The sequence below is a fragment of the Algoriphagus pacificus genome, from assembly GCF_017254845.1.
GTDB classification, from domain to species: Bacteria; Bacteroidota; Bacteroidia; order Cytophagales; family Cyclobacteriaceae; genus Algoriphagus; species Algoriphagus pacificus.
Window position 1 is genome coordinate 1,032,219 of the sequence record NZ_JAFKCU010000002.1, and the last position, 11,640, is coordinate 1,043,858.

Annotated in this window: 8 protein-coding genes; 2 read left to right on the forward strand and 6 right to left on the reverse strand. The window is 39.1% G+C overall.

The window, feature by feature from the left end:
- Positions 1-17: 17 nt before the first annotated feature.
- Complete coding sequence (locus J0A69_RS11205) at positions 18-1,874, reverse strand: prolipoprotein diacylglyceryl transferase (protein ID WP_206586637.1); 1,857 nt, start codon at positions 1,872-1,874, stop codon at positions 18-20.
- A gap of 227 nt (positions 1,875-2,101) precedes the next feature.
- Here J0A69_RS11205 and J0A69_RS11210 point away from each other — a divergent pair, with 227 nt between their 5' ends.
- On the forward strand, positions 2,102-3,358 hold the full coding sequence (locus J0A69_RS11210) for a M14 family metallopeptidase (protein WP_206586638.1): 1,257 nt from the start codon (positions 2,102-2,104) through the stop codon (positions 3,356-3,358).
- A gap of 53 nt (positions 3,359-3,411) precedes the next feature.
- Here J0A69_RS11210 and J0A69_RS11215 read toward each other — a convergent pair whose 3' ends face one another.
- The 5 genes from J0A69_RS11215 to J0A69_RS11235 all read right to left on the reverse strand — a co-directional run bounded on the left by J0A69_RS11215 (position 3,412) and on the right by J0A69_RS11235 (position 9,880).
- Positions 3,412-3,801, reverse strand: a complete 390-nt coding sequence (locus J0A69_RS11215) for a hypothetical protein (protein ID WP_206586639.1) — start codon at positions 3,799-3,801, stop codon at positions 3,412-3,414.
- Positions 3,798-4,193 (reverse strand): hypothetical protein, encoded by a 396-nt coding sequence (locus tag J0A69_RS11220; RefSeq protein ID WP_206586640.1) that lies wholly within the window; start codon positions 4,191-4,193, stop codon positions 3,798-3,800. Before J0A69_RS11220 ends, J0A69_RS11215 begins: the two co-directional genes overlap by 4 nt.
- A 12-nt stretch (positions 4,194-4,205) precedes the next feature.
- Positions 4,206-4,706 carry a DUF937 domain-containing protein gene (locus J0A69_RS11225; protein ID WP_206586641.1) on the reverse strand — a complete coding sequence of 167 codons (501 nt, stop codon included), beginning with the start codon at positions 4,704-4,706 and terminating at the stop codon, positions 4,206-4,208.
- 57 nt (positions 4,707-4,763) lie between these two features.
- Entirely contained in the window at positions 4,764-7,985 is a 3,222-nt protein-coding gene (locus J0A69_RS11230; protein ID WP_206586642.1) for a S41 family peptidase, read from the reverse strand.
- Between the two features lie 350 nt (positions 7,986-8,335).
- Positions 8,336-9,880 (reverse strand): glycoside hydrolase family 99-like domain-containing protein, encoded by a 1,545-nt coding sequence (locus J0A69_RS11235; protein ID WP_236032812.1) that lies wholly within the window; start codon positions 9,878-9,880, stop codon positions 8,336-8,338.
- A gap of 276 nt (positions 9,881-10,156) precedes the next feature.
- Here J0A69_RS11235 and J0A69_RS11240 point away from each other — a divergent pair.
- Positions 10,157-11,640 (forward strand): MBG domain-containing protein (locus J0A69_RS11240; protein ID WP_206586643.1); only part of this gene is annotated, 1,484 nt, incomplete at its 3' end.

Consider the following 11,640-nt stretch of genomic DNA (forward strand, 5'->3'; position numbering starts at 1 on the left):
AAATTTGAAGGGTTTTTCTATTTTTTGTAATTAAACCGGTATCCAAAATTCACTAAAAACTGGCTGTTTTTTGAATCTCCATAGCCGTAACTATTGAATCCCGGATCTTTTGAAAATTGAAAAGTCATGTTGACTAAAAGCCTTCTTTCGATAATAGTTTGACCTTGGATAAATGTTCCTAAATCGCTTACCCCAACTCTCAATTTATTTCCAAATGGTAGTCCAAACCCAGAACCAATTGCTCCTTCAAATCTCATCCCAGGAAAAGGACTTGGAAGACTATTAGAAATACCCCCGTCTAAAAAGAGAATTCTTTCAGGACCAATTCTCATGTAAGTTTGGATATAAACCGGTGAGTTGACAATAAGCGTTGAGGGGTTTGCCGTATCAACCTCCTTTTCTGTGAAGGCATTCCAACCAAGGCTTCCCATATGAAGTCCACCTCCCAATCCTACCCATTTCCAATCTTTTTTGACAAAGGGATTTACTGAGAAAAGCGTTTTTGTATTGGTTGTAATTGGGTCATTATCCAGTTTTTGTTCTGTCAAACTGCCATAGGAAAAATTAAGACCGTAGGTTAAGATTCCATTGTCAGTGATTTTTGACCTACCTAAACCTAGCCCACCTACCGAATAACTGGACTCGAATGCAGAATATTGATAGTTATTTGAACAGCCTGTATTACTGCTTGAAGCACCTTTATAAACGGAAGTGGAAAAATAATCACCGGAGGAATATCCACCAGTTATAAAATCATATCTCTTAACTTGAGTGCTGTCTTGAGGCAAAGTATTCCAAGTTTGGCTCATTAGAAAAATTGGTAGGATCATACTCGCTAAGACGCCCCAGCGAAATTGCGGGACTGTATTTTCCTTGAAATAATGAACAGAAAAAAGTGCAATACTTGGAAAAAGCATCAGGTTCATTGCCAGCATCTCTGCGAAACTCATCCAAAATCTTAGTGACCAAGTCATCACTACTGTAATCCCAAGAAAGATAAATGCTGTTAAGAAGCTAGGAAAATAAGGTGCCTTACTTTTGGCTAAATCCTTGGTTTCTCTTTCTCTTTTCAGGATGATTATGGTGCAAATGATTGAAATGAAAATCAAGATCCATTGCATGGACTTCAAGCCAAAAAACACGGTTCCCCCCATCGCGTGTGCGCTTGGATCCCTAAAAAACTCTGTAAAAAATCTTATAAACGCCCATGTACTTAATGATGCCAAAAACAGATTGCCAGGTGTCTTGATTTTCTTTTTTAAGTAAAGTAAAACCAAGATAACTGCGATTCCATTAAGGACTTCATAGAACTGGAAAGGATGTAAGCTAGGAGTGGGCGAACTTAGTCCCTCTATGAGTTCAAGATTGAAATAATGTGCATGTGGGGGACTATCAAACCCATATTTTACACCCCATGGTAAAGTAGTTGGAGTACCATAACAGCAACCTAGTAGTAGGCAACCAAATCGCTGTAGGGCCAATCCCACTGGAAAAGCATATGCAAATGAATCAATACTTGAAATGGGGATTTTGAAAAGTTTAATCCCGATCAAAAAGCTGATTAATCCCAAAAGCACTCCACCTAATAGTACTTTGCCTTCTGCATCTGGAAGCACCAGGTTTTGGAAAAAATAGGACCACTCTGTTGATCCATAAGAATTGATTTTGGTACCAATTATGAAAAAAAGCCTAGAAAATGCCAGCACGATTAACCAGCTGAAAAGCGGTATTTTTCTTTTGACTCCTTGAATTACTAGGATAACTGTGACTGCTAGGAAGGCGATGATATAAAAAATATTAAAAAATGAGGAGAGGAATTCTCCACCAAGAATTAACTGATTGAATGCTAAAAAAAATGCCTTCCAGCTCCCCATGATTTTGTTTTTATTAAAATTACATCTGAATGGGGTCTTTATTTATACATAACCAAAATTAAATTTTTCAAAAAATGCAAAATCAACTTTTCATTTTGGTAAAAAATAATAATTCTTAAATCCGGATTTGCGATTTAAGTCATTCAGACGTTTTAGAAATTTAAGGTTCCAGGAGGAATTCCATTAAAACAGATTTATCCTCGGACCTTATTGATTATTTTGAGAGCATGTTTGATAGAAAACCAGCATTCATTGTTTTTTTGGTTCTTTTGCTTATTTCCTGCAAATCCACTCCCTTGTGGGAGGGCCAAGGACCTATTCAAATCATTGAAACAGAAGATAAGCCGATCCAGAAGCAGAACCAGCAAGTTTTTGATGCAGGAAATGGGGTCTTTTTTTCAAATCAATTTGACGGCGCAAGATTGAACCAAGTAGAAAGACTAAACGATACGCTGATCCAGATTACTATTTTGCCAGAAAATGAGCCGATCAATCCCAGTCCCTGGTATGGCTTTAAAATTTGGTCTGAAAAATCTGAGGATTTTTGGATTCAGTTTAGTTATGGTGGCATTGGCTTTCATCGTTATTTCCCAAAAACTAGTCTCGATGGGATGAATTTTTCAAATGTAGATTCTGTGAACTTTTTTCAACCTGCTTCCGAAGAAAGAAGACCTGAAATGTCATTTTTGAGGATTGAGACTTCACCAGATACATTGTGGATAGCGGCACAGGATAGAGTTGGTACAAGTCATGTGCAGGATTGGAAAGAAAGTATTTTGGAACATGAATTTGTTGAACTCATCAAAATTGGAGAAAGCAAGGAGGGAAGGGCTTTAGAGATTTTGAAAATCGGAAATGCTGATGATCAGGAAATGCTAATGGTAATTTCAATGCAGCATCCTCCTGAACTAACAGGTTTTTTAGCAATGCAGGCATTTGTTGAGGAACTTTGTAGTGACAGTCCTGCGGCAATCAAATTTAGGAAAAAGTACAATCTCTATGTCATGCCCCAGATGAACCCTGATGGGGTGGCAAATGGACATTGGAGACATAATTCAGGAGGAATAGATCTGAATAGGGATTGGATCAACTTTAACCAGCCTGAGACAAAGGCTTTGTCCCAGTTTATGGAATCCAAAGTCAAGGAATCAGGCGGTAAGTTTGTTTTTGCAGCTGACTTTCATTCGACTTGGGAGGATATTTTTTACACTAACAATGAGGAGCTCGAAGGGAATTTTCCAGGTTTAATCCCAAAAGTCATCAAGAAATCTTCTAAAAGAATTCCGGGCTATGTTCCTAATATTCGTCCGAATGAAGGAGTACAAAGGAGTGTGACTTCCAATTCCTATTTCTTTTTTGTTCACCAAGCAGAATCTATGACTTTCGAAGTAGGGGATAACACGGAACGTGAAATAATCCAGATGAAAGGGCAGTTTCTAGCAGAAGAACTGATGAAAATACTGAATAAGAAAAAGTGGAAATAAAAAAACAGCCATAAAACTTATGGCTGTTTTCCTTTTACATATTGTCAGTTTGGTCAAAAGGCCAGAGCAGCAAGCCCCAATTTGGATTTCAGAGGATTGATGGATTTGAGAATTTGACCAGAATATTTTTTGAACAAATCGCTGCCCATTAAATCTGTCAGAAACTTAGTTCTCTTGTTTTTTAGCCCTAAAAAGCTGGCTTTTTTGTCATCATCTGAAGCTGAGCTATCATTGATTTTCATCAATTCATCCACAAAGCTTTTATTGTTGCTTTCCAGTTTTCCTTTCTGGTCAGAACTCAAATCAAGTCCTTTAGTGTCGTTCAAAATTCCCAGAACTTGAGAAGATAAGTCCATTTTTGGAACTTTTAGGCCTTGCGCCTGAGCTGCAAAACCAATCAGAGATAATGCAAATGCAAAAGTTAAAATTTTTAGAAGTTTCATAAGATCAATGTTGCTAGTTTGTATTTAGTTTTAAAAGGACGGATTTTTCTCTTTATACTTTTTTTGTACTGTTTAGCAGTGTCTTCGCCAAGGATAGAGGAGAAAACACCTGATTGTTTTTTACCCAAGTCTAATAATGATTTCCGTTTATTATCATCACTATCTGAACTACCTGCTATTTTCAAAACCTCGTCTAGAAATTGATTGTTTGATGATTTCAATTCTTCTTTTTTAGAATCATCAATTTTCAAGTCATTTTCTGGAGAAAATACTCCTACCATGTCCTTTTTAAAATTCGGAGATGGAAGAGATATTTTTTGAGCGAAGCCATTCTGTATTGAAATAGCCGAAAGTAAAAAGCAGAAGGCAGCTATGAATAGATGTTTTTTCATCATCTGAGAAGTTTATTTAAAAAAACCTTTTCCCAAATCCATCAAGCCACCAAGGTCCATTCCTCCGTCTTTGCCATTTCCCATCAGAGATCCAAGGAGATCAGTTGGATTTACTTTTCCCGAATTTCCCTGCAAAGCAGCAACTACAGAAGACATAATGTCCTGATTGTCTTGAGGTGCATCGTTGACTCTTTTATTGAAAAAGTTAAGAATCATTGGTAGTGCAGCTGCTGCAATCCCCATAGCCTGTTCTTTACTGATTCCAAGTTTATCCATCAACCCTTCAGAGACATTTCCTTGAAGTTTTGAGATGACAGGCGCTGAAGGAGCTGTTTCATGCCCGGAAAACATTTCCTTGACCCCATCCAACTCACCGGATGAAACTTGCTTTTGTAGACTTGAAAAAATCGTTTCTTTCAAGGCATTGGCTGAAGATTTTGGATTGGATTGATTCATGCCTGAGAGCATTTCCTCCAAAGGGCCTTCAGCCAAACTTAATAATTGATCTAACATGATTTTAAAAGTTTGTATAGGATAAAGTTCATTAAAATCAGTTTATAATCCAATAAATCAATTTCCTTTTGGTCTGAAATACCGAATTGGGGCCTTAGGCTCTGGTTTTAATTCAATGCCTTCGGTCTTCAGCAGTTCCAAAGCAACTTGAATTGCGCGCTCCAATTGAGGGTCTTTTCCTGCGATAACATCCTTAGGCAATTGCTCCACAGGAATATCCGGCGAGATACCAACTCCCTCTACAGCCCATTCTCCATCCGTATCATAAAAACCACCTCGAGGAGCTACCATTCTGCCTCCATCAACAAAAGGAGGCGTATCCCAAGTACCCACTAATCCACCCCAGGTTCTTGTTCCGATCAATGGGCCAATCTCCATTTTATTAAATAAGTAAGGAAGCAAATCACCCCCCGATCCCGCACGTTCATTGATTAGCATGACCTTTGGACCCCAGATTCCAGACATTGGCTGGGTAAATGGTTTATGATCATTTGCTCTGGAATTGAAATAACCTGTCAGTTTTCTATTCATGATATCCACCATATAATCCGCCGCAGATCCTCCTCCGTTGTTTCTCTCATCAATAACAGCACCTTTTTTGTCTTGCTGCGCAAAATAGTAGCGGTTGAAAGACGTATAACCAGGTTGTCCTGTGTTTGGAAGGTAAACGTATGCGAGTTTTCCTTCGGAAAGCTCATCTACTTTTCTGCGATTGCCTTCTATCCAAGCGATGGTTCTGAGTTGATTTTCATTCGATACGGGAAGGACTAAAATGCTTCTTGAACCCTCGAGTCCTGGTTTAGAATTCAAATGAATTTTTGTCGGGACATTCGCCGAGCCTTCAAAGTAAGCATAGAGATTGGTTCCTTTTTCAATTGCTTTTCCATTTACTCCAACTAGGTATTCACCGACATTGGCTTCAGCTCCTACTTGTGCCAAAGGAGCATTTAATCCTGGATTCCAATCTTCACCAGTATAGATTTTCTTGATTTTGAAATTTCCGTTTTCCATTTCAAAATCTGCCCCTAACAATCCAATCGGAACTCGATCGATATCGGGAAAATCGCCTCCTCGAGTATAGCTATGTCCAACAGCCACTTCACCACCGATGATATCGATGATGTAATTCATATCTGTTCTATGTCTCACAGATGCTACCCAAGGCTTATACCACTCATAGATTTCATTCCATGGAGCTCCATGTACATTTTCCACGTAGAGAAAATCTCTCTGATATCTCCAACCTTCACGGTAGATTTGCTGCCATTCTCCCGTGGGATCCACTTTGACTTTCATAGAAGCAATACTTTTTAAGGCTCCATCGCCTACTTTTTTTCCTGATCCAGAAGTTTCCAAAATACCCCAAGTTCCACCTGATTGATAGAGAAGGTTTTTGCGGTCATTCGATACCACAACCTGATTTACTCTTGGCAAAAAGTCTTCTGATTTCCTCTTGGTCAGATCGTATTTCTTGAGCACTGTTCCTTCATTCTGAACTACCTCCATATAAAATACCTGATTGGCCTGAGCAGGAGCAAGTCCTGAATAATTTCTGGTTGGAATATCGATAGCAATTATTCGATCCATAATTCCAGCTTCTGAAATCGTAACAGTTACCTTTTCATCCTTCTTTTTCTCATCTTCTTTAATAGTCTCTTCATCACTTTGAGGTAGAAGAGGGGAGGAATCAGCAGCGTTTAAAACAACAAAATACAAGGCTCTGGTCACGGGATGATCGTAGCTACTCATATCCAACCACCCTGTATTTAATCCAAAATCGGTACTTGCAAGAAAATAGAGGTATTTGCCTGAGGCATCCCATTCCGGTGAGATGGCATCAGCCATGGTGTCAGTCACTTGGATTTTTTTACCACTAGCTACCTCATAGACAAAAATGGATTTCAACTGATTGTCCATCAATCTGGAGTAAGCGATCCATTTTCCATCTGGTGACCAGACTGGATTCATGGTACGATCTGGGTGTGCGAAACGGTCAGTTTCCACAATTTTGCTGGTTCCCGAAGTAACGTTGGTAACCCAGATATTATAATCAGTATCAGTAAAAGCGATATGCTCATTGTCTGAAGACCATTCTGGCTTAAAGAAAAAACTTGGATCATTGATACTAATTGTCTTAGATACAATTCCTACTTGGTCAGCGATTACCAACTGATATTCCCCAGATTCATCGGAGAAATAAGCGACATTTTTACCGTCAGGAGACCAAACAGGAGATCTTTCAGCTGATTTTGAAGTATTTGTCAGGTTTCTTCCAGCTCCGTTTTCTTTTGGGAAAGTCAGGATCTCACCTCTAAATTCAAAGATGGCTCTTTGGCCAGTGGGAGATAATTGTGGGTTCTGAAGTTGATTGGCTGTAACATTCGTCCAGCGTTCGCGAGCCCAGTGGAAGTCTCCGTTTACTGTAATTGGTACTTGTTTTAATTCTCCATTGCCAGGATTATAAAGGTGGAGATAGCCTCCTTGTTCGATAACAATCGCATCTGGTCCAGCATCAATACTTTTGATGTCAAAATCTTTCAAAAAAGTCTCTTGCTTTTCTTGCTTGCTGCTTGGATCATAAGACCAAAGATTGGCAAGATTGTCCCGTTCAGAGATATAAAAAACTTTATTCCCGAACCAAACCGGGTCAGTATGACGCTCTTTGTCCGTTTGTGGAGTCATCTCCAAAGCGTAACTTTTCAGATCTAAAATCCAAATTGGTTTTGCCTGTCCACCACGGTGATTTCTCCATTCTGGATCCCAGAAAGAAATCTGTTGATAGGCAACATGTTTTCCGTCTGGCGAAATCTCACCATTGACTGCCCGTGGAACGATCATTGGACTAGGCATTCCGCCATTTACACTTATTTCAAAGAATTTAGATTCTTGAGTCGCATGGCCTTCTCTTCCTGAAGAAAAAATAACCTTAGTGCCATCAGGACTCCAGCCGGTAACTAGATCAGCTCCGGGATGCCAAGTCAATCGTTTAGGTTCGCCTCCTTTGGTAGGAATCAAATACACGTCTGTATTTCCATCGTATTCACCTGTAAAGGCAATCCAATTTCCATCTGGCGAGAAATGGGGTAAACTTTCTTCACCTTCATTACTGGTCATTCGGATGGCATTTCCTCCATCTCGAGATGCCTTCCAAAGGTCGTTGGCATAAACAAAAACGATTTCGCTTTGACTTAAAGTAGGTTGACGAAGAAGTTGGGTTCCTTGGGGATAGACAACTAAGCTTACAAGTGAAGCGGCAAAAAAGAGAAGTATTTTTTTCATGAAAATGAGAGGAAATGGGTCAATTTTTTTTATCCTGAAAATGAATCCAAATAACCTGTAAAAGAATAAATTGGATTTCTAAATGAATTAAGTTCTGTCTTTCAAGCTCAGAAAAAAATGTGAATTTAAAAAGGTGAATTATTTTACTTTTTAATGTTCTAAAGTCCTGAGAAGGTTTCAATCTTGAAAGTTTATAGCCTTTCAAAAAAATAAAAGCTTATTTGATTTGATGCAAAGAAGCTTTTTGTGACCATCCAAAACCTAAATTAAAAAAGGTCTATTGGCTATTCAATACTTTGAGTTTATGACATTCTTGATATCAAGTAAAGAATCAAGTTTGCTGAAAATCCCTATTTCTTACCAAAGACTTCACGGATCGACTCTAAATAATCAAAGCCATGCCCTTCAGTGGGCTCGATGTAATTTCCTTCTAAATATTCATTCCAACAGCAAATCATAACTGTGTTGCCATTCGTTGGCCTATATTTTCTGGAAACTTGTTGAGCCTCCTTCAATTTGGCTGTAAATGTAGCTTTGTTGCTATGCACTCTATCTTTTTGCGGTTCGCTGGGAAAGCCAGATGGTTGAGGCCAAGTTCCACCTGCTGGTCTCATATCCCATCCCATTGCCACCGGAACCTGATATTCGAAATCCGGATCAGATTTAAATTTCTCCGACCACATATTCCAATGACCCCGATAGGTATCTCTCATATCAGCATAGGACTTGTTATCTTTTTCCATAAAGTTATGGTAGACATAAGCGGTCATACCCTCAAATCCCATACTTTTTAATCTTGGGACATATTCCTGAAGTAATTGTTTATTCTGGTAGCTTCCGCCTTCCCAAGGTTTTGAAGGGTTTTTTGCAACCCATTCTGTTGGTAAACCATAAGCTCTTTCTCTTTCCAGCATTGGGCCTGCAGTTACTGCAATAAACTTAATTCCAGGAAGGCCTGCCTTTTTTGCAGTGCCTTGAGAAAGGTCCAGTAAATCTTTCAATTTCAAACCATAGTAAGCAGCACGTGATTCTGCGTCTTGCGGAAAGTAAAAATAGACAATAGGTCTTCCATCTTTTTCTTTTAAATAATCACCTCGTCCAAAATATTCGTCAATCCACAATTGGGTGATTTTCTCATGGACCTTCAGATAAAGCTCTTTATCCGGTTTTTCACCTTCGTAGTTTGCTTTTCTTGCCAGCTCCTCAGGGGATCCAATATTAAGCCAATGCATCCATCTTTCATGGCTGTCATCGCTCCAGTTGAGAGCCCATTTCATCTGCTTTTCTTTCGGCAGTTCGGCATTGACCTCAAGTAAGACTTTGAGTTGATCTCCCCATTCTACCAAACCAGGAACAGCTACTCTGCCATCTCTATTGGTATCAATCTTCCATCCTTTTGGGTAATATATTTTGGACTGAGGACCAAAATAGAGATGGTAATAATAATGACGGCCGTAAAACCAATCATAGGCAAAAAAGTCTATTCCATAACTTTTCATGTACTCCAACTGCTTTTTTATCACCTCTGGATCATCTCGCTTGTAGAATCCTTTGAGTTCAGCAATTGGCTTTCTGTCTAAATAAGGGCCTTCGTATGGATACTTTGCATTATAAATTCTTCCCTTTGGCCCCCAGATGCCAGGATTTTGGAGACTTGAGCAATCGCCTCTTCCAGTGATACAAGACCAAAAACTATCTCGATCTATTGAAGGGTCAGGGGAGGTATTCCAAGAAGGCATAAAATAGACGCCTACCAATTCTTCATTGTCCTCCTGAACTGATGTAGCATCGAAAGATGCTAATCCAGCAGCAAACTTTTGAGTTTGGAGAGTATTGCTTTTTTCGCAGGAAAAGAGGAGAGAAATAAGAAATATAAGGAAGGTAGACTTTTTCAAAACTGTTGAAATATTGAGAGTTAAGTTTTTAAAAATACAGGAATAATGCCACTTGTGGAAAAGTTTAATGCCTGATATAGGCTATTTCGGGTCGAAATAAATGAACTGCAAAAAAAAATATATGTAAAACATAAAACTGTTATTAAAATACAAATTAATTTTTTATTTATGTGGGAAATTTACAGAAGTAGATTCCTGATAAGCCCTTGGTAATTAGAGTTTTTTAGAGTGAATATTCACCAAGGATTGTTGAAAACAGATTTTTATTAACAGCCTATGAAAAATTTATACAAACCCACAGCCTTTGTGATGATGAGTTTGACCTTTCTCCTGTACCTGGGGAATGCTTTCTCAGTTATCGCCCAAAGTGGCACTGCCACTGTTACTACTGATAAGAATGATTATCCCCCAGGAGCAACAGTTTTAATTTCGGGTTATGGTTTTTGGCCTGAAGAAACCGTTACTTTACAAATCACTCATTATGATGATTGGGGTGATAATTCTGCTGAAGTTCATCAACCTTGGATAATAAGTTCTGATGGTCAGGGAAATATTTCCTCCTCATGGTATATCCCAACAGACCAAGACGAATTTGGAGCTACTTTATTACTAACTGCAATTGGTTCTTTAAGCGGGGAGAAAGCTGAATGGTTATTTACAGATGCAGGTAATTTTACTTATTCTACTACATTAGGAAAAAGTTCTTCTTTGACTTTGTCTGCAGGTGTTAGTGATAACTCTACTTTAGGTGTTGATGTTCAAGCGCCTAAAAATAATAATAGTTTTACGGCAAGTTTAAATTTCACTCAGGATTCAGGACCTAGTATTGGAATTGGGAGTGGATCTAATGAAATATTTCTTTCAAGTATTTCTAATTCTTTTTCAACAGGAGGGGCTCAAGGAAATGATGATACAAAACAATATCCTATAAATGTTTCTGTGGGAAGCGCCGTCCCAAATGGAACATATATTTTTAAAGCTTTGGCAACATCCAGTACAGGTAACCCAAATAACGGGCAAGGTTGGATTTTTACTGTTGTTGTTGGGTCTGGTAGCACAGGCGGATCTATAGGTTCTGTTTCAATTGGTACTCAAAGTAATATGGTCACCTACGGAACTTCAACAATCACAAATTATAGCATTACTTCTGTAAGAGGTTCTAATGGAAATGTTAATGGAACTTATTCTGTTTCAGGATTACCTGCTGGTGTTACTGGTGTTTTTTCTTTAGTTAATTTCAATTCGACAGGTTCTGATCCATTTCCGGGGACTAATTTGGAATTAACTGTTCCTAATAATTTGGTTGCTGGTTCTTACGAATTTTCAGTTACACTTTCCGACGGAGGTAGTTTAGCTTCTACTATTGGAACTTTGATAGTTTCACCTCGCCCAATCACCATCGAGGCCCAAGACAAGAGCAAGACCTACGGTGAAGCGAACCCTGAACTTACAGCAACAGTAGATGGAACGGTAAATGGTGATGTTCTGGATTACAGTCTGGCTACCACAGCCACGCAGTTCTCCGGAGTTGGAGGCTATCCGATCACCGTAACGCTGGGCTCAAATCCGAACTATAGCGTAACGCCAACCGCTGGTACACTGACCATTGATCCGAAGGCAGCAACAGTGGTTGCCCAAGACAAGAGCAAGACCTACGGTGAAGCGAACCCTGAACTTACAGCAACAGTAGATGGAACGGTAAATGGTGATGTTCTGGATTACAGTCTGGCTACCACAGCCACGCAGTTCTCCGGAGTTGG

What these genes read in the sequence shown, in the direction of transcription:
- J0A69_RS11205 (WP_206586637.1), bottom strand. Translation starts at nt 1,874, where the DNA reads ATGGGGAGCTGGAAGGCATTTTTTTTAGCATTCAATCAGTTAATTCTT.
- J0A69_RS11210 (WP_206586638.1), top strand. Translation starts at nt 2,102, where the DNA reads ATGTTTGATAGAAAACCAGCATTCATTGTTTTTTTGGTTCTTTTGCTT.
- J0A69_RS11215 (WP_206586639.1), bottom strand. Translation starts at nt 3,801, where the DNA reads ATGAAACTTCTAAAAATTTTAACTTTTGCATTTGCATTATCTCTGATT.
- J0A69_RS11220 (WP_206586640.1), bottom strand. Translation starts at nt 4,193, where the DNA reads ATGAAAAAACATCTATTCATAGCTGCCTTCTGCTTTTTACTTTCGGCT.
- J0A69_RS11225 (WP_206586641.1), bottom strand. Translation starts at nt 4,706, where the DNA reads ATGTTAGATCAATTATTAAGTTTGGCTGAAGGCCCTTTGGAGGAAATG.
- J0A69_RS11230 (WP_206586642.1), bottom strand. Translation starts at nt 7,985, where the DNA reads ATGAAAAAAATACTTCTCTTTTTTGCCGCTTCACTTGTAAGCTTAGTT.